This window comes from Pseudomonas sp. Irchel s3a18, assembly GCF_900187535.1.
Taxonomy (GTDB): Bacteria; Pseudomonadota; Gammaproteobacteria; order Pseudomonadales; family Pseudomonadaceae; genus Aquipseudomonas.
Window position 1 is genome coordinate 41,057 of sequence record NZ_FYDV01000020.1, and the last position, 17,860, is coordinate 58,916.

Annotated in this window: 16 protein-coding genes; 11 read left to right on the top strand and 5 right to left on the bottom strand. The window is 60.1% G+C overall.

Translation table 11 applies throughout. The features are described 5' to 3' along the window. Window positions 1–83: 83 nt before the first annotated feature. The gene (locus CKW29_RS21855) at window positions 84–491 is read right to left on the bottom strand and encodes an RNA-binding S4 domain-containing protein (RefSeq protein WP_095144520.1); all 408 of its coding nucleotides are present in this window, start codon (window positions 489–491) and stop codon (window positions 84–86) included. 279 nt (window positions 492–770) lie between these two features. Between CKW29_RS21855 and CKW29_RS21860 the strand changes: the two genes are divergently transcribed. Beyond that, a complete protein-coding gene (locus CKW29_RS21860; RefSeq protein ID WP_256578000.1) occupies window positions 771–1,193 on the top strand; it encodes an ATP-dependent zinc protease in 423 nt (140 codons plus the stop codon). Further along, the gene (gene rimK, locus CKW29_RS21865; protein WP_095082137.1) at window positions 1,190–2,095 is read left to right on the top strand and encodes a 30S ribosomal protein S6--L-glutamate ligase; all 906 of its coding nucleotides are present in this window, start codon (window positions 1,190–1,192) and stop codon (window positions 2,093–2,095) included. The genes CKW29_RS21860 and rimK overlap by 4 nt, the downstream gene beginning before the upstream one ends. Before the next feature lie 100 nt (window positions 2,096–2,195). Here the strand turns inward: rimK and CKW29_RS21870 are convergent, their stop codons facing one another. Then, a complete protein-coding gene (locus tag CKW29_RS21870) occupies window positions 2,196–3,509 on the bottom strand; it encodes an ATP-binding protein (protein WP_095144519.1) in 1,314 nt (437 codons plus the stop codon). Between the two features lie 108 nt (window positions 3,510–3,617). Continuing rightward, a complete protein-coding gene (gene ompR, locus CKW29_RS21875) occupies window positions 3,618–4,358 on the bottom strand; it encodes a two-component system response regulator OmpR (protein WP_007983158.1) in 741 nt (246 codons plus the stop codon). A 361-nt stretch (window positions 4,359–4,719) separates the two neighbouring features. Here ompR and CKW29_RS21880 point away from each other — a divergent pair, with 361 nt between their 5' ends. The 4 genes from CKW29_RS21880 to CKW29_RS21895 all read left to right on the top strand — a co-directional run bounded on the left by CKW29_RS21880 (window position 4,720) and on the right by CKW29_RS21895 (window position 9,545). Then, window positions 4,720–7,044 (top strand): Tex family protein, encoded by a 2,325-nt coding sequence (locus tag CKW29_RS21880; protein ID WP_095149107.1) that lies wholly within the window; start codon window positions 4,720–4,722, stop codon window positions 7,042–7,044. Beyond that, window positions 7,044–7,427 (top strand): PaaI family thioesterase, encoded by a 384-nt coding sequence (locus CKW29_RS21885; RefSeq protein ID WP_095149108.1) that lies wholly within the window; start codon window positions 7,044–7,046, stop codon window positions 7,425–7,427. Before CKW29_RS21880 ends, CKW29_RS21885 begins: the two co-directional genes overlap by 1 nt. Before the next feature lie 214 nt (window positions 7,428–7,641). Further along, the gene (gene gshA, locus CKW29_RS21890; protein WP_095149109.1) at window positions 7,642–9,225 is read left to right on the top strand and encodes a glutamate--cysteine ligase; all 1,584 of its coding nucleotides are present in this window, start codon (window positions 7,642–7,644) and stop codon (window positions 9,223–9,225) included. Between the two features lie 62 nt (window positions 9,226–9,287). Beyond that, complete coding sequence (locus tag CKW29_RS21895) at window positions 9,288–9,545, top strand: hypothetical protein (RefSeq protein ID WP_095149110.1); 258 nt, start codon at window positions 9,288–9,290, stop codon at window positions 9,543–9,545. Window positions 9,546–9,558: 13 nt separating this feature from the next. On the opposite strand, the gene betT is transcribed toward CKW29_RS21895, so the two are convergent. Together betT and epsC are read right to left on the bottom strand one after the other, a co-directional pair. Beyond that, the gene (betT, locus tag CKW29_RS21900; protein WP_177452464.1) at window positions 9,559–11,520 is read right to left on the bottom strand and encodes a choline transporter BetT; all 1,962 of its coding nucleotides are present in this window, start codon (window positions 11,518–11,520) and stop codon (window positions 9,559–9,561) included. 331 nt (window positions 11,521–11,851) lie between these two features. Beyond that, on the bottom strand, window positions 11,852–12,778 hold the full coding sequence (epsC, locus tag CKW29_RS21905) for a serine O-acetyltransferase EpsC (RefSeq protein WP_095149112.1): 927 nt from the start codon (window positions 12,776–12,778) through the stop codon (window positions 11,852–11,854). Between the two features lie 191 nt (window positions 12,779–12,969). On the opposite strand from epsC, the gene CKW29_RS21910 reads away from it, so the two are divergent. The 5 genes from CKW29_RS21910 to CKW29_RS21930 all read left to right on the top strand — a co-directional run bounded on the left by CKW29_RS21910 (window position 12,970) and on the right by CKW29_RS21930 (window position 17,727). Continuing rightward, a complete protein-coding gene (locus CKW29_RS21910) occupies window positions 12,970–13,962 on the top strand; it encodes a D-cysteine desulfhydrase (protein WP_095144514.1) in 993 nt (330 codons plus the stop codon). A 242-nt stretch (window positions 13,963–14,204) separates the two neighbouring features. Beyond that, complete coding sequence (gene tcyJ, locus CKW29_RS21915; RefSeq protein WP_095082121.1) at window positions 14,205–14,999, top strand: cystine ABC transporter substrate-binding protein; 795 nt, start codon at window positions 14,205–14,207, stop codon at window positions 14,997–14,999. Then, the gene (gene tcyL / locus CKW29_RS21920) at window positions 14,999–15,664 is read left to right on the top strand and encodes a cystine ABC transporter permease (protein ID WP_095082119.1); all 666 of its coding nucleotides are present in this window, start codon (window positions 14,999–15,001) and stop codon (window positions 15,662–15,664) included. Before tcyJ ends, tcyL begins: the two co-directional genes overlap by 1 nt. A gap of 4 nt (window positions 15,665–15,668) precedes the next feature. Beyond that, window positions 15,669–16,415 (top strand): L-cystine ABC transporter ATP-binding protein TcyN, encoded by a 747-nt coding sequence (gene tcyN / locus CKW29_RS21925; protein WP_095144513.1) that lies wholly within the window; start codon window positions 15,669–15,671, stop codon window positions 16,413–16,415. Between the two features lie 508 nt (window positions 16,416–16,923). Next, window positions 16,924–17,727: a hypothetical protein gene (locus CKW29_RS21930; RefSeq protein ID WP_095149113.1), complete on the top strand. Its 804-nt coding sequence runs from the start codon at window positions 16,924–16,926 to the stop codon at window positions 17,725–17,727. Window positions 17,728–17,860 lie beyond the last annotated feature (133 nt).

Consider the following 17,860-nt stretch of genomic DNA (forward strand, 5'->3'; position numbering starts at 1 on the left):
AATCGGGGCGCGTTCCAAGCAAGGTTGGACGCTCGGCGATGGATGCGCTGTCATTGAGTCCCGATAACGCTACCGGGATCAGGTTACTCCGCTGTATTCCCACCATGGAACTTGAACAGATCCCGGCGCTGTTTCTTGCTCGGCTTGCCGTCGGTGCTGACGCCCAGGGCGCCAGCCTTGCGCTGGGCAGCGGCGTTTTCGCGCTTGGCGATACTGGCTGGGGTCTCAACGTACAATGTCTGGGCTTCGGGGGCACCACGACGCACGATCGACAGCGCCTGGACCACCACCGTGCGCTCGTCGAAACCGGTCCGGATCTGAAACTCGTCACCGATTCTAGGCTCCTTGCCCGGCTTGCAACGCTCACCCCGACAATGCACTTTGCCGCTCTCGATGGCGGCCTTGGCCAGCGCGCGTGTCTTGTAGAATCGCGCCGCCCACAACCACTTGTCGAGACGGACTTTATCGTCCTCTTCGGTTTTTTGTGCCATGGGATTTCCTCATTCTGAAATATTTCCGAACTGTACTACCGTTTCTGTCGTGCCATGAATTTCACCCGGTCAGCTTACAATGCGCGACGTCCTCGGGCTGCACCCGAGGGAAGGAAATCCGGGCTGTAGATATCTGTCGCCTTTTAACCACTATTCTGCGTGAATACTGCACATTCGACCGCATCGCGGTACAGCGGTTTTCTCACCGGCTGAGCACATTTGAAGACATTTGACCATTTGACCGTTGTGGGTCTGCGCGAGTGGGTGGCGCTTCCCGGCCTGGGAGTCGCGGGCCTGCGGGCGAAAATCGACACCGGTGCCAGCACCTCCAGCCTGCACGCCACCGATATCGAGCCGTTCGAGCGCGACGGTGAGAAATGGGTGCGTTTTACCGCGCACCTGGGCACGGTGGTGCAATTGCGTCACCGCCGCTGCGAAGCACCGCTGGTGACGCGCAAAACCATTAAAAGCTCCAATGGCCAGGCGCAGGTGCGCTACGTGATCAGCACCACCCTGGCGCTCGGTGACCGGGTCTGGCGGGTCGAGTTCACGCTTGCCTGCCGCAAGTCCATGCGCTATCGCCTGCTACTCGGCTCCAAAGCCCTGATCGACGGCCAGTTGGTCGTCAACCCAGGCATTAAATACGTACAAGACAAGCCGGTGTTCCCGGCGTCCACTACCTTCTCCACAGGTGTTGCATGAAGATCGCTGTGCTGTCGCGAAACCCGCGTCTGTATTCCACTCGTCGTTTGGTTGAAGCCGGGACCGAACGCGGCCATGAGATGGTGGTGATCGATACCCTGCGCGCCTATATGAACATCGCCAGTCATAAGCCGCAGATCCACTATCGGGGCAAACCACTGGAAGGCTTTGACGCGGTAATCCCGCGAATCGGCGCTTCGGTGACGTTTTATGGCTGCGCGGTGTTGCGCCAGTTCGAAATGATGGGCGTGTTCCCGCTCAACGAGTCGGTGGCCATCGCCCGCTCGCGGGACAAACTGCGCTCGCTGCAACTGCTGTCACGTCGTGGAATCGGTTTGCCGGTCACCGGTTTTGCCCACTCCCCGGACGACATTCCTGACCTGATCGACATGGTCAACGGCGCGCCGCTGGTGATCAAAGTGCTGGAAGGCACCCAGGGCATTGGTGTGGTGCTGTGTGAAACGGCCACCGCGGCGGAATCGGTGATCGAAGCGTTCATGGGCCTCAAGCAGAACATCATGGTTCAGGAGTACATCAAGGAAGCCGGCGGCGCGGACATTCGCTGCTTCGTGGTCGGCGACAAGGTGATTGCCGCGATGAAGCGCCAGGCCAAGCCCGGCGAGTTCCGCTCCAACCTGCACCGGGGCGGCAGCGCCAGCCTGATCAAGATCACTCCGGAAGAGCGCATGACAGCATTGCGCGCGGCCAAGGTCATGGGCCTGGCGGTCGCGGGCGTGGACATCCTGCGTTCCAACCACGGGCCACTGGTGATGGAAGTGAATTCATCACCGGGCCTGGAAGGGATTGAAACCACCACCAACAAGGACGTGGCGGGGATCATCATTCAGCACCTGGAGAAGAATGGCGGGCCGAACATGACGCGGACCAAGGGGAAAGGATAAGAGCAGCTGTAAGCCTCAAGTTATAAGCTGCAAGAGAAGAGCAAGAGCGGTCCGAGCCTGGCGCCGCTTTTCTCTTGCAGCTTGAAGCTTCCCGCTGCTTCTAGACTGCATCTCTTGGCAACATCAACCCCAGTGGCAATCTCACCCGCGCTTCCAAGCCGCCACCAGAACGGTTGCGCAGCTCGACGTTACCGCCATGCATCGAGGCAATCCGCTTGACGATGGCCAGGCCCAGCCCGGTCCCTTTACCACCCCGGGCCCGGTCGCCACGGGTGAAGGGGTTGAAGATCGCTTCCAGCTCCGACGGATCAATGCCGGCCCCGCGGTCCATAACGCTCAGCACCACGTATGGCGCGCTGACATCGCCCGAGACATAGGCCGCCACCTCGACGTCGCTACCGGCATGATTCAAGGCGTTACCGATCAGATTGTTCAGCAGGCGCTTCATCGAGACCCGACGCAACGGGAACGGCTGGATCGGCTCCAGGCGCAAGCGCACCCGCTCCTCGTTCTGGTTGAACGGTGCCGCTACTTCACGCACCAGATCACTCAGGTCGACGGCTTCCACCGATTCGTCACGACCATCGCGAATGAACGCCAGGAACTGGTCGAGAATCGCATCCATGTCCTCGATGTCGCGCACCATGTCGTCGGTCAGGTCGCTGCGGTTACCCATCAGCTCCAGCGACAGACGCAAGCGGGTCAACGGTGTGCGCAGATCGTGGGAGACGCCCGCCAGCATCAACTCGCGCTCACGCCCAGCCTGCTCGACGTCCTCAGCCATCTGATTGAAGGCGCGATACACCTCGGCCATCTCACTGGGTGTGTCGCTGATCGGTAGCCGCACGCTGCGGCCCTGCCCCAGTTGCCTGGCGGCATCGACCAGGCGCTTGAGCGGCTGATTGAGCTGACTGACGAATATCCACGCCGAAGCGGTGGAGAGCAGGCCAATGGCAAGGAACCAGCCGAGCACGCTCCAGATTTTCTGGCCGCGCAAGGGGTGCGGGTACAGCGGCACTTTCAGCCAGCCATCCCCCAGACTCGGCGCCTTCACCCACAATGCAGGCGGAGCATGCATGCGCAGACGCACCTCCGTGTCGCCCCCCAGTTCGTCCTGCATTTGCCGTTGGTAGATTTCACTGTAGGGCCAGTGTTGCTCGCCATCGGGAACGCCAGCACCCACAACACGAATCAAGCCGACGGAATCGGCAATCTTGTCTCGGTTCTCTTCATCGGCGGCCCAATAGGCGCGCAACGTCAGGGCAACGCCGTGGCTGTATTGGCGATCCACCAGCACGTCCTCGTTCATCAACAGATAAACCAGGGTCAGCGCCTTGGAAAACAGCACGACAATTAGCACCAGCCAGAGGGTGCGAGAGAAAAAACTCTGGGGAAACCACACGGGGGTTTTCATAGACGACAGCTACACACTTTGCAGGAACGAGTCAGACTCGCAGAATTGCGGATCGCGAATCAACCGGATAATGCCTTATCCGGCTGACCCGTTCCTGCAAATCACCGGTTACTTGGTCGCGGTGCCGTCTGGAACGAACACATAACCCACGCCCCAGACCGTCTGGATGTACCGTGGTTTCGATGGATCCGGCTCGATCATCCGGCGCAGGCGAGAGATCTGTACGTCGATGGAGCGCTCCAGCGCATCCCACTCGCGGCCACGGGCCAGGTTCATCAGCTTGTCGCGGGTCAGCGGCTGACGGGCGTTCATCACCAGTGCCTTGAGGACCGCGAACTCACCGGTGGTGAGCATGTGGACTTCCTCGCCGCGCTTGAGCTCGCGAGTCGCCAACGACAATTCGTAATCCCCGAAGGTCACGCTTTCGTCTTCGCTGCCCGGTGCGCCTGGCACCGGAGCCGATTGACGACGCAGGACCGCCTTGACGCGCGCCATCAGCTCGTCCGGGTTGAACGGCTTGGCCAGGTAATCGTCGGCGCCCAGTTCGAGGCCCTTGATACGGCTCAGCTCATCGCCCTTGGCGGTGAGCATGATGATCGGAATCTGGTTGTTCGCGCCACGCAGGCGGCGGCAGGCGGTCAGGCCGTCTTCGCCGGGCAGCATCAGGTCGAGGACGACCAGGTTGAACACTTCACGCGCCAGCAGGCGATCCATCTGTTCGGTGTTCGGTACGGCGCGGGCACGGTAGCCCTTGCTGACGAAAAAACGCTCCAGCAGGCTGCTGAGCCCAGGATCGTCGTCAACGATAAGAATTTTTTCGCCTTCAGCAGTTTGTGCAGTGCTGCTCATTAGATGCTCCTTTTATCTCGGTGCGCATTATGGCGTAGCTGCCGTTATACGCACCGTGTGCATTGTTAGCAGATTTTTCCTCTACCGCCAGCAATACAGGCATTGTGCCTAGAGGCTGCGATACCCCCCGAAGGTCGGAACGCTGGTTATAATGCGCGGCCTTTTGTGTCAGGCAACCTCTGATCGTTACGGCGTGTGGCGACTGTTATTTTTCATCGCCGCGCAGTAATTGTTCGATTTCACGGGTCAATGGGATGCCTTTTGATCCAGGTGGCGGCGCAGGCCAGGCCGCTCAACCAGACTCGCCGGGCCCTGATTACTGTGCCCGCGAGCCTGCTTTCACAATTTGTCAGGTGGTTTTATGGACAGCATCAACAGCCGCATCGCCGAGGAACTCGGTGTACGCCCACAACAGGTCGAAGCGGCCGTCGCGCTACTCGATGAAGGCTCCACGGTGCCCTTCATCGCCCGCTACCGGAAAGAAGTGACCGGCAGCCTCGACGATACGCAATTGCGTCATCTGGAAGAGCGTCTGCGCTACCTGCGAGAACTCGACGAACGGCGTATCAGCATCCTGGCCAGCATCCAGGAACAAGGCAAGCTGACCCCGCAACTTGAGCGCGACATCAAGCTGGCCGACACCAAGACCCGCCTCGAAGACCTGTACCTGCCGTACAAGCAGAAGCGCCGCACCAAGGGCCAGATTGCCCTGGAAGCCGGCCTCGGCGAGCTGGCTGACGGCCTGTTCAATGACCCGAGCCTCGCGCCCGAAGCGGAAGCCGCACGCTTTGTCGACGCCGAAAAAGGCGTGGCAGACGTCAAGGCCGCCCTCGAAGGCGCCAAGTACATCCTCATGGAACGCTTCGCCGAAGACGCCAGCCTGCTCGACAAGCTGCGCAGCTACCTGAAGCAGGAAGCGACCCTCAGTGCCCGCGTGATTGCCGGCAAGGAGGAGGAAGGCGCCAAGTTCCGCGATTACTTCGAACACGACGAACCGCTCAAGAGCATGCCGTCCCACCGTGCCCTGGCGATCTTCCGTGGCCGCAACGAAGGCATCCTCAGTTCCGCGCTGAAAGTCGGCGACGAGCTGCCCGGCACCATGCACCCGTGCGAAGGCATGATCGGCCAGCAATTCGGCATCGCCAACCAGAACCGCCCGGCCGACAAATGGCTGGGCGAGGTGGTGCGCTGGACCTGGAAGGTCAAGCTCTACACCCACCTGGAAACCGACCTGCTGGGCGAGTTGCGTGACGGCGCCGAGACCGAAGCGATCAACGTTTTCGCCCACAACCTGCACGATCTGCTGCTGGCCGCTCCCGCCGGCCCTCGTGCCACCCTGGGCCTGGACCCCGGCCTGCGTACCGGCTGCAAGGTGGCCGTGGTCGATTCCACCGGCAAAATGCTCGACCACGCCACGGTCTACCCGCACGTGCCACACAACAAGTGGGACCAGACCATCGCCGTGCTGGCTGCCTTGTGCGCCAAGCACTCGGTGGACCTGATCGCGATCGGCAACGGCACCGCCAGCCGTGAAACCGACAAGCTCGCCGCCGACCTGATCAAGAAATACCCGGCGATGAAAATGACCAAGGTCATGGTGTCCGAAGCCGGCGCTTCGGTGTACTCGGCCTCGGAGCTGGCCTCCAAGGAATTCCCGGACCTCGACGTATCGATCCGCGGTGCCGTGTCGATTGCCCGTCGCCTGCAGGATCCGCTGGCCGAACTGGTGAAGATCGATCCGAAATCCATCGGTGTCGGCCAGTACCAGCACGATGTGTCGCAGCTGAAACTGGCTCGCGGCCTGGATGCCGTGGTCGAGGACTGCGTGAACGCCGTCGGCGTCGACGTGAACACCGCTTCCGTCGCGTTGCTGGCCCGCATCTCCGGCCTCAACGCTACCCTGGCGCAGAACATCGTGACCCACCGCGATGAACATGGTGCATTCAAGACCCGCGCGGCCTTGAAGAAAGTCGCACGCCTGGGGGAAAAAACCTTCGAGCAGGCCGCCGGCTTCCTGCGCGTGATGAACGGCGACAACCCGCTGGATTCGTCTGCCGTTCACCCGGAAGCCTATCCGCTGGTGCAACGCATCGCCGCTGAAACCGACCGCGACATTCGCTCGCTGATCGGCGACGCCGCGTTCCTCAAGCGCCTGGACCCGAAGAAGTACACCGACGAATCCTTTGGCCTGCCAACGGTCACCGACATCCTGCAAGAGCTGGAAAAACCAGGCCGCGACCCGCGTCCGGAGTTCAAGACCGCCGAGTTCCAGGAAGGCGTCGAAGACCTCAAGGACCTGCAGCCGGGGATGATCCTCGAAGGCGTGGTGACCAACGTGACCAACTTCGGTGCCTTCGTCGATATCGGCGTGCATCAGGACGGTCTGGTGCATATCTCCGCACTGTCCGAGAAATTCATCAAGGATCCCCGCGAGGCGGTAAAAGCCGGTGACGTGGTCAAGGTCAAGGTCATGGAAGTCGACATCCCGCGCAAACGCGTTGGCCTGTCGATGCGCATGAGCGACACCCCCGGCGAGAAGATCGACGGCGCCCGTGGCGCACGTCCGGGTTCGGCGCCACGTCAGTCGCAAAACACCGCACCGCGCAAGGAGGCCGCAGCGCCAGCCCCGAGCAACAACGCCATGGCATCGCTGTTCGCCAACGCCAAGCAGTTGAAGAAACGCTGATGGAGATCCCGGCAGGATTGACTGAAAGCGCGTTTTTCAAACTGCTGGGTTGCCGTTTGCACAGCCTGGAAACCGGGGTGGCGCACGTTGCCCTGGCCCTCGAACCTGAACTGCGCAATCGCGGTGGCAAGCTGCACGGCGGAGCATTGTTCAGCCTGGTGGACATTGCCATGGGGCTGGCCTGTTCCAGCGTGCATGGCTTTGATCAACAGAGCGCGACCATCGAATGCAAGAACAACTACATCCGCGCCGTCAGCGAGGGTGAAGTGATGTGCACGGCGCGGGTGATCCACCCGGGCCGCCGCACGCTGGTAGTCGAAGCCGATGTGATGCAAGGCGACAAACTGGTCGCAAAAGCACAAGGCACGTTCGCTGTCCTGTAGATACATGTCATCAATTTGAGTTAATTTCGGCGCTGCGAAAGCTGCGCCGAAGTTTTTTCGTGCGCGACAGCCAGATTCAGGGATGGAGCATTGGCACTTGTGAGTGGGTCATTACGGCTCGATAACGAGGCGAAAACGCCAGTTTCAACTTCACCCTTGTAGACCGTCCTGCCCACCCCCATATTGGGGCGACTGACGCGTGAAGGAATCCAACTTGAGCGAACTTCTCAACCGCCGCCTGGCTCTGCTCGGTGAGCGCGCCAACCTCTCTCTGCTCGAACAGTGTCTTCACGGCATCGAACGTGAATGCCTGCGCGTGACGGGCGAAGGTCGCCTGGCGCAAACGCCGCACCCGGATGAATTGGGTTCCGCGCTGACCAACGAACAAATCACCACCGACTATTCCGAGTCGCTGCTGGAGTTCATCACCCCGGCGTTGCCAGATCCCGCCGACACCCTGGCGAGCCTGGACAGTATTCACCGCTTTGCCTACAGCAAGCTCGGCAGCGAGTACCTGTGGAGTCCATCGATGCCGTGCCCGTTGCCGGCCGAGGAAGACATTCCGATCGCCTACTACGGCACCTCCAACATCGGTCAGCTCAAGTACGTGTATCGCAAGGGGCTGGCCCTGCGCTACGGCAAGACCATGCAGTGCATTGCCGGGATCCACTACAACTTTTCCCTGCCGGAAAAGCTCTGGCCGCTGCTCAAGGCCGACGATGGCTTTGCTGGCACCGACCGTGACTATCAATCGGCGGCCTATATCGCGCTAATTCGCAATTTCCGTCGTTACAGCTGGTTGTTGATGTACCTGTTCGGTTCCTCGCCAGCCCTGGATGCCGGCTTCCTGCGCGGTCGTTCGCATCAGCTGGAACAGCTGGATGCCGACACTCTGTACTTGCCGTACGCTACCAGCCTGCGCATGAGCGACCTGGGTTACCAGAGCAGCGCGCAAGCCGGGCTGACGCCGTGCTACAACGACTTGAACAGCTACACCGACAGCCTGCGCAAGGCAGTGGCCACCCCTTACGCTCCGTATGTTGAAGTCGGCACGCACAAGGACGGTGAGTGGGTCCAGCTCAACACCAACATCCTGCAGATTGAAAACGAGTACTACTCTAACATCCGCCCTAAACGCGTGACCTACACCGGTGAGCGGCCGATCCAGGCGCTGGTGGCCCGTGGCATCCAGTACGTCGAAGTGCGCCTGCTGGACATCAACCCGTTCCTGCCAATCGGTATCGATCTGCCAGAAGCGCGCTTCCTCGACGCCTTCTTGCTGTACTGCGCGCTGAACGAAAGTCCGCTGCTGACCAGCACTACCTGCGGCAACGCCACCTCGAACTTCCTCAGTGTGGTCAAGGAAGGGCGCCGTCCGGGCCTGCAACTGCAACGCGACGGTCAGCCGGTGGACATGAAAGAGTGGGCCTGTGAGCTGCTGGAAAACATCGCCCCGCTGGCCGCGCTGCTGGACCAGAGCCACGGCGGCGACGCCCACAGCAAAGCCCTCGACGCGCAACTGGCGAAGGTCCAGGATTCGTCCCTGACACCCTCCGCCCAGGTGCTGGCCGCGATGAGCGAACACAAGGAGAGCTTCGCCCAGTTCTCCCTGCGCCAGAGCCAGGCGCACGCCGAGTACTTCCGCCGCGAACCGCTGGCCCCTGACGAACAAGCGAAGTTTGAAGCGCTGGCCCGTGCGTCCCTGGCCCAGCAAACCGAGCTTGAACAGAACGAAGTCGGTGATTTCGATGTGTTTGTCGGCGCGTATCAGGCGAGCATTCTGGCGATCAGTAACTAAAGCCACCGATCGTTCCTACGCTCGCGCACAGGAACGATTCTTCAGCCCAGGAATGCGCGACCATGCACACCACGATCATCATCACCTTCGGCCTGGTCCTGTTGGCGTTGATGCTGTTCATCGGTCAGAAACTGGGCTTCAACCGTGACACCCTGACCTACAGTTTCGTTGCCCTGTGGCTGGCGCTGACGGTCATCAACGGTGCCATCGGCATGATCAGCACAGGGCAATCGCTGACGAACGAGTTGATGGTGGGGTTCATGGTGTTTGCGGTACCCGTGGCGGCCCTGGTGTTGTTCATGTCCTTGAGCAACACCTGAGCCACCACCCCCGTCAGCGCACCAGGTGCAGGAACTGCATGTGCCGCTCGTACTGGTCGAGGATGTCGTTGATGATTTGCTCCTTGGTGTAGCCCATCAAATCGTAATCCTGACTGCCCTCGCTCAAGTGCACTTCGGCGCGGTAGTAACGGCGGTTGCGCAACTCCTTGGGCCCCATCCCGCCACGGGCGAATGACGGCGTGAAGTAGCCGCGCATCTGCACCTGGTAAATGAATGGGTGCTGGTCGCCGTGGCCGATTTCCAGGCTGACGCTGTCATTGGCCGGGTCCGGTTGAGTGATCACGTTCAGGCCCTTCTCGACGAACACCGCGGTCACCTCTTCGATGGCCGGACGCACCGTGGTGTCGAGGAAGCGATACACCTCATCGCGAGACGGGAAGTGCACCGCCTGGGTCAAGCGCTGGCGCCAACCACCCTTGCCGCGCCGGGAGGCCGAGACCGGTGCCAACGAATGCATCTGGGCGATCTTCTTCTGCGATTCGAGGTAGAACGCTTTATGCAGCCCCCACATCATCAGCAGCAAGATCAGCGAGAACGGCAACGAAGTCAGCACCACCGCTGACTTCAACGAATCGATGCTCCCCGCGAACAACAGGGCGCTGGTGACCAGTGCCGTCATCGCCCCCCAGAACACCCGCAACCATTTCGGGCCGTCTTCGTCGGCGCTGCCACCACGGGCCGACAACGTCGAGAGCACCACGGTGCCGGAGTCGGCCGAAGTGACGAAGAACACGAAGCTGATGAACACCGTCACGCCGATCACCGTTTTGCTCCAGGGGTAGGTCTCCAGCAACAGGTAAAGGGTCATCGACGGATTCTCGATGGCCGACAAGCCCAGGGCACTCATGCCGTGATTGAGCACCTGGTCGATGGCGCTATTGCCGAAGATCGACATCCACGCCAGGGTAAAACCAAGGGGAATCAGCAACACGCCGAAGACGAATTCGCGGATGGTCCGGCCACGGGAAATCCGGGCAATAAACAGGCCCACGAACGGCGACCATGCAATCCACCAGGCCCAATAGAACACAGTCCAGCCACCCAGCCAGTCGCTGGGTTTGTCGTAGGCGTACAGGTCGAAACTCTTCATCGGCAAGGCGCCGAGGTAATCGCCGAGGTTCTGGATCAGGGTGTTGAGCAAGTGCTGGGTAGGACCTGCGAACAAGACAAACAGCAACAGCGCGCAGGCCAGCAGCATGTTGATATCGGACATCACCCGCACGCCCTTATCGACACCCGCGACCGCCACGATAATCGCCGCGCCCATCATCAAGGTGATCAGGCCGACCTGAACCCATTGCGTGTGGGCAATGCCGAACAGGTAGTCCAGGCCGGAATTGAGGTGCAACACCCCAAAACCCATGTCCGCGCCCAGGCCGAACACCGTGGCAATGATGCCAAAGCCGTCCACCGCGTAACCGATGGGGCCGTTGATACGCTTGCCAATCAGCGGATACAGCGCCGAACGCAGGGCCAGCGGCAAATTATGCCGGTAGGCAAAGTACGCCAGCGCCATGCCGACAAAGGCGAATACGCCCCAACCGTGCAGGCCCCAATGCAGAAACAGAATCTGCATCGCCTGGCGCGCCGCATCAGCCGTGCCGGCTTCACCCTGTGGTGGTTGCAGCATGTGCGTCAGGGGTTCGGAGACGCAGAAGAAAAACAGCGTGATGCTGATGCCGGCGGCGAACAGCATGCCGGCCCAGGACAGGTAACTGAATTCGGGCTCGTCGTGGTCGGCACCGAGCTTGATCTTGCCATAGCCAGACAAGGCGGTGACCACCACGAAGACCAGATACAGGGTCATTGCCAGCATGTAGTACCAGCCGACCGTGTTGGCCGCCCAGTCTTGCGCGGCCAGCAGCCAGGCACCGGACTGTTGCGGGTAGGCGATGACCACCAGGCCGAACAGCAAAATGAAGGTCGCCGCGAAGTAAAACACCGGCGGATTCATGCGCATCTGACCGCTTGGAGGGGTAGTTGATGCACTCATGCAGGGTGCACCTCGAGGGGGTAAAACGTGGCTGTCAAAAACGGACTCAGCAAAGGCAAGCCTCCTGTTGTGAGCGGGCAGCGAACCACCGGTTTAACTTGAATGAACGTTCAAGTTAAACATGGATAGGGTGCTAAGGACTAATCGCAGGGCTCGGCGGTACTGTCGTACGCTAGCTCAAGGAAGACGATGAGGTGGGGTTTGAAGGATGTGTTCAATGAAAAATCGGCAGAATGCCACTGCCGTGGCGAGGGAGCGTGCTCCCTCGCCACAAAGCGGACCCAACATCGCCCTACTTCTGAGTCCCGTCATCATGCTGCAGATTGGCCTGGGTCAGGTTGCTTCCGGCCGGCACGCTGCGGGTCAGCCAGACATTGCCGCCGATGCTCGAGCCCTTGCCGATGGTGATCCGCCCCAGAATGGTTGCACCGGCATAGATCACCACATCGTCCTCGACAATCGGATGGCGCGGGTGGCCCTTCTGCAATTGACCGTCTTCATCCGCCGGAAAGCGTTTGGCACCGAGGGTCACGGCCTGGTAGATACGCACGCGCTCGCCGATGATCGCCGTCTCGCCGATGACCACGCCGGTCCCGTGGTCGATAAAGAAACTGCGACCGATCTGCGCGCCCGGGTGAATGTCGATGCCGGTAGCCGAGTGGGCGATTTCCGAGCTGATGCGGGCCAGCAACGGCAAACCGGCGCGATACAGATGGTGCGCCAGGCGATGGTGAATCACCGCCAGAATCCCCGGATAGCACAGCAGCACTTCATCGACGCTGCGGGCCGCCGGGTCACCGTGATAAGCGGCCAGCACATCGGAGTCGAGCAGGCTGCGCAACTGCGGCAGGGCCAGGGCGAAACCCTGGATCAGGCCGATTGCCCGCGCCTCGACGTCGGTGTCGACCTGCGCGCTTTGCCGCGCAACGTAGCGCAGCTCCAGGCGCGCCTGACCCAGCAAAGCGTTCAGCGCCACATCCAGCGTATGTCCGACGTAAAAGTCCTCGCTCTCCTCACGCAAGTCCACCGGCCCCAGGCGCATCGGGAACAACGCGCCACACAACGCCTCGAGAATCTCCACCATCGCCGCACGCGACGGCAGCTCACGCCCCCCCTGCTCGCCGCTGCTGCGACCATTCTGCGCGCGCCACTGGTCGCGGGCCGCGCGCAGTTCGCTGACGATGGTCTGTAATTGCCAATGGCTGGAACGCTCGCTCACGATAAAACTCCTCACAGGCTGTGGCCGTACAGTCGGCCGCCTAAACGGCATTCACTTTACGGTATGGGTCCAAAACGCAATTAAGAACGAATTGTGCTGTTCTCAGCACTTTTTGGCATAAGCGTTTCGCGGTTGCCCGAGCAAATCAGCCTGCCTATAGTCCAGACATCTCCTACAACCCGTACGGACCCATGATCAAACAACAGCTGGCTCGTTTTAATCGCCTGGATCTCCTCACCCACGCCACCCCCCTGGAAAAACTCGATCGCTTGTCGAGCTGGCTGGGGCGTGATGTCTATGTCAAACGCGACGATTTGACGCCGCTGGCCATGGGCGGCAACAAGCTGCGCAAACTTGAGTACCTGGCCGCCGACGCACTCGCGCAAGGTGCCGACACGCTGATCACCGCCGGGGCCATCCAGTCCAACCATGTGCGCCAGACTGCCGCCCTGGCCGCTAAGCTGGGCCTGGGGTGCGTCGCCCTGCTGGAAAATCCGATCGGTACGGATGACAGCAATTACCTGGGCAACGGCAATCGTCTGTTGCTGGACCTGTTCGATGCCAAGGTCGAGTTGGTGGACAACCTCGACAACGCCGACCAACAGTTACTGGCCTTGGCCGAGCGGCTGCGCAGTAACGGCAAGAAACCCTATCTGGTGCCCATTGGCGGTTCCAATGCGTTAGGCGCACTGGGTTATGTGCGGGCGGGGCTGGAACTGGCGGAACAGATCAAGGATACCGGCCTGGAATTCGCCGCCGTGGTCCTGGCTTCGGGCAGTGCTGGCACCCATAGCGGGCTGGCGTTGGCGCTGAGCGAAGTGCTGCCAGACCTGCCGGTCATCGGCGTCACCGTATCGCGCAGCGACGAAGACCAGCGGCCCAAGGTTCAAGGCCTGGCCGAACGTACCGCCGAGCTGCTGGGCGTGAGCTTGCCGGCGAGTTTCAAGGTTGAGCTGTGGGACGAGTATTTTGCCCCGCGTTACGGCGAGCCGAACGCCGGCACCCTGGCCGCCGTGAAGTTGCTGGCGAGCCAGGAAGCCCTGTTGCTGGACCCGGTCTACACCGGCAAGGCCATGGCCGGCCTGCTCGATGGCATTGGTCGTCAACGCTTCAATGACGGGCCGATCATCTTTTTGCACACCGGTGGCGCGCCAGCGTTGTTTGCCTATGCGTCGGTCTTGTAAGTCAGTCGCAGAGACTCCCGCTGTGGCTAGGGTATGACGCATACATTCATTATTCTATTTCGGAATAAATGAATGAATTTATATTATTTTCCAATCTAAAAGCCGCGTCATATAGTCCCGCCGCAGGCGCAATTGCCGCGAGACGCATACGCTGCTTTAAGGCAGGATGTTGCAGTCGTTCCATTCCCGGTTTTGCCTGCTTCCTAAAACAACGTCTTCATAAGAAAACACAGGGGCTTGTCATGAATTTTTCCGCATTTCGTCGAAATCTGCTGGTGGGCTCGCTGGGCCTGGTCCTGGGTGCCGGACTTCTGGGGCAAGCGGTTGCTGGTGAGCAGCTGCAAAAAATCAAGGAGGCTGGCGTGATCAACGTAGGCCTGGAAGGCACTTACCCACCGTTCAGCTTCGTCGACGCCGACGGCAAGCTGGCCGGCTTCGAAGTCGAATTTTCCGAGGCCCTGGCCAAAGAGCTGGGCGTCAAGGTCAAGCTGCAACCGACCAAATGGGACGGCATCCTCGCGGCGCTGGAGTCCAAGCGACTGGACGCGGTGATCAACCAGGTGACCATTTCCGAAGAGCGCAAGAAGAAATACGACTTCTCCGAGCCCTACACCATCTCCGGGATCCAGGCCCTGACCCTGAAAAAGAACGAAGGCACCATCAAGACCGCTGCCGACCTGGCGGGCAAGAAAGTCGGGGTCGGCCTGGGTACCAACTATGAGCAGTGGCTCAAGGACAACGTTCCACAAGCCATCATCAAGACCTACGACGATGATCCGACCAAGTATCAGGACCTGCGTGTAGGCCGTATCGACGCCATTCTGGTGGACCGCCTGGCCGCTCTGGAGCTGACTGCCAAGGCCAAGGACACCGCGGTTTCCGGCGAACCCTTCTCCCGTCAGGAAGCCGGTATTGCCCTGCGCAAGGGCGAGCCTGAACTGCTGGCAGCGGTGAACAAGGCCATCGAGAAACTGCGCGCCGACGGCACGCTGAAAAAGATCTCGGAAAAGTACTTCAACGCTGACGTCACTCAATAATGGAAGAAGGTTTCCAACTCGCGCTGGACTCCGCGCCCTTCCTGCTCAAGGGCGCGTACTACACCGTCATCCTGAGCCTGGGCGGCATGTTCTTCGGCCTGCTGCTGGGGTTTGGCCTGGCGCTGATGCGCCTGTCACGCTTCAAGCTAGTGAGCTGGATCGCCCGCATCTACGTGTCGTTCTTTCGCGGCACGCCGTTGCTGGTGCAGTTGTTCGTGATCTATTACGGCTTGCCGCAATTAGGAATCGAACTTGATCCACTGCCCGCCGCCCTGATCGGCTTCTCGCTGAACATGGCGGCCTACGCCTGCGAAATCCTGCGTGCCGCCATCAGCTCCATCGAGCGCGGCCAATGGGAAGCCGCTGCCAGTATCGGCATGACCCGTGCACAGACCCTGCGCCGGGCCATCCTGCCGCAAGCCGCGCGCACGGCACTGCCGCCACTGGGCAACAGCTTTATCTCGCTGGTCAAGGACACAGCATTGGCCGCCACGATCCAGGTGCCGGAACTGTTCCGCCAGGCACAACTGATCACCGCCCGTACCTTCGAAATTTTCACCATGTATCTTGCCGCCGCGCTGATCTACTGGGTTCTGGCCACGGTGCTGTCGCACCTGCAGAACCAATTGGAAGAGCGGGTCAATCGGCACGACCAGGAGTCCTGACCCAATGATTGTCGTGGAAAAACTGACAAAGCAGTTCAAGGGTCAAGTGGTGCTCAATGGCATCGATCTAGAGGTCAAGGAAGGCGAGGTGGTCGCCATCATCGGCCCCAGCGGCTCGGGCAAGACCACCTTCCTGCGTTGCTTGAACTTTCTAGAAGAACCCAGCAGCGGCCGGATCAAGGTCGGCGACATCGAGATCGATGGCAGCCGCCCATTGAACCAGCAGCAAGGCCTGGTGCGACAGTTGCGCCAGCACGTAGGTTTCGTGTTTCAGAACTTCAACCTGTTCCCCCACCGCACCGCGCTGGAAAACGTCACCGAAGGCCCTTTGGTGGTGAAGAAAGTCCCCAGGGAACAGGCACTGGCATTGGGCCGCAAGCTGCTGGCCAAGGTGGGCCTGGCGGGCAAGGAAGACGCCTACCCGCGTCGTCTCTCCGGTGGACAACAGCAGCGTGTCGCCATTGCCCGAGCGCTGGCCATGGAGCCGGAAGTGATTCTCTTCGACGAGCCCACTTCAGCTCTCGACCCTGAATTGGTCGGCGAAGTACTGGCGACCATTCGTGGCTTGGCGGAAGAAAAACGCACCATGGTCATCGTCACCCACGAGATGGGCTTTGCCCGCGATGTGGCGAACCGGGTGGTGTTTTTCGACAAGGGTGTGATCGTCGAACAGGGCGAAGCAAAAGCACTGTTTGCCAATCCAAAAGAAGAACGTACACGGCAATTTCTCAGCAAGTTCCTGAACGCCTGAAGTTACATTCAACACACCTGACGACATTAAAAGCTGTCATCTTCCACGGACGGAAGTGACACCCCTCGAAATAACAAACCAACCGACTACTACTCTCCCCTCTCTTTCAACACCCTTTCATTCAACCGCTCGAACGCGGCAAATCGAAGCTCCCTGCTGCGCCCTCCTGTCACGTACGCGGCTACATATCCTGCCCATACCCACCCCGTAAAGTGCCAGATATTATGGCTCCAGATCAGTCATCCCCCAAGAAAAAGGTCGACCCGTTGTCCATTGCCGATCTGAATAACGTAGGAGCTTTCTGAATAGCAAAACATAGCAACGTTATTAACTTCTGACTATTGACACGTCATCAAGCGCGCTTTTATCTAGACGCCGACAAACTCTTCACAACACTTTAAATACTCACAACACTATCAATAACAGTTAACTGCTTGAATCACTGCCAACTTATTGCGGCCCATCATTGCGAAATGGACTTCGCTGCACTATTTCAAGGAGAACACTCATGAACTGCATGTCGAACACAGTTGAACTGACAGCTCCCCGCTTGGCGCAATCGCCGGGGTCAGCCATCAATATCACCTCTGCCGCTCACCTGCTGATCGAGATATCACCTTATGCCAGCATGGAAGAGGGCGACCTGATCGAGTTGTACTGGGACGACTGCTATGTGGCGTCCAGGATGCTCGGTGCCACCGATATCGGCCAACCAGTGCACTTGCGCGTGCCGGAAAGCTTCATCCGCACCGGCAACTCGCGAATCCACTATCAAGTCATGCAGGTTGGACGAAGCCCGGCGTTGTCGGCAGCGAAACGGGTTCAGGTCAAACTCGATTGCCCGGGAGGCCAGCCTCATGCCTTGTGCGTCGACGAAAACCAGAATCTGGAGCCACTGGGCATTCCAGAGATGATCCGCCGTCACGGGGTGAATCCAAGCCAGATCAAGCGTGGCGTTCCGCTGACCATCGAGCCCTATCTGAACATGGCCGCCGATGATGCGATCACTCTGCGCTGGGGCGATGTGCGCATGGACCTGCCCACGGTCAAACCGAGCGAGGTCGGCAAGCCGGTCAATGTCTGGGTGCCACCGGCCATGATTCTCGAGGCGGGTGACGACAACCGCCTGGAAGTCACCTATTGCATCCTTGACCGGGTGGGGAACAACTCACGCTGGGCGCCAGCTCGCACCTTGAAGATCGGCGGCACCCTACCCTGCTACACCACGCTGCCCAAGCAAGCGCCGTGCACTGCGGCCCCCTGCGCAGAAGGCGCTGGCCCACGTTCGGACAGAAACCACCCGCACTCCTGAACACCCACGCTTGCAGCCTGACAGGGCAAGCCCCTCGCCACCGAGGTGCAACGTTGACCGTCTATGTATATTCCAAAATGTTAGTTTATTTATTTTTTATACACTATTAGGGTATATGAACCGGACCACCGGA

What these genes read in the sequence shown, in the direction of transcription:
- CKW29_RS21885 (WP_095149108.1), top strand. Translation starts at nt 7,044, where the DNA reads ATGGAGATCCCGGCAGGATTGACTGAAAGCGCGTTTTTCAAACTGCTG.
- ompR (WP_007983158.1), bottom strand. Translation starts at nt 4,358, where the DNA reads ATGAGCAGCACTGCACAAACTGCTGAAGGCGAAAAAATTCTTATCGTT.
- rimK (WP_095082137.1), top strand. Translation starts at nt 1,190, where the DNA reads ATGAAGATCGCTGTGCTGTCGCGAAACCCGCGTCTGTATTCCACTCGT.
- CKW29_RS21855 (WP_095144520.1), bottom strand. Translation starts at nt 491, where the DNA reads ATGGCACAAAAAACCGAAGAGGACGATAAAGTCCGTCTCGACAAGTGG.
- tcyN (WP_095144513.1), top strand. Translation starts at nt 15,669, where the DNA reads ATGATTGTCGTGGAAAAACTGACAAAGCAGTTCAAGGGTCAAGTGGTG.
- tcyJ (WP_095082121.1), top strand. Translation starts at nt 14,205, where the DNA reads ATGAATTTTTCCGCATTTCGTCGAAATCTGCTGGTGGGCTCGCTGGGC.
- CKW29_RS21910 (WP_095144514.1), top strand. Translation starts at nt 12,970, where the DNA reads ATGATCAAACAACAGCTGGCTCGTTTTAATCGCCTGGATCTCCTCACC.
- CKW29_RS21895 (WP_095149110.1), top strand. Translation starts at nt 9,288, where the DNA reads ATGCACACCACGATCATCATCACCTTCGGCCTGGTCCTGTTGGCGTTG.
- CKW29_RS21870 (WP_095144519.1), bottom strand. Translation starts at nt 3,509, where the DNA reads ATGAAAACCCCCGTGTGGTTTCCCCAGAGTTTTTTCTCTCGCACCCTC.
- CKW29_RS21930 (WP_095149113.1), top strand. Translation starts at nt 16,924, where the DNA reads ATGAACTGCATGTCGAACACAGTTGAACTGACAGCTCCCCGCTTGGCG.
- betT (WP_177452464.1), bottom strand. Translation starts at nt 11,520, where the DNA reads ATGAATCCGCCGGTGTTTTACTTCGCGGCGACCTTCATTTTGCTGTTC.
- CKW29_RS21880 (WP_095149107.1), top strand. Translation starts at nt 4,720, where the DNA reads ATGGACAGCATCAACAGCCGCATCGCCGAGGAACTCGGTGTACGCCCA.
- tcyL (WP_095082119.1), top strand. Translation starts at nt 14,999, where the DNA reads ATGGAAGAAGGTTTCCAACTCGCGCTGGACTCCGCGCCCTTCCTGCTC.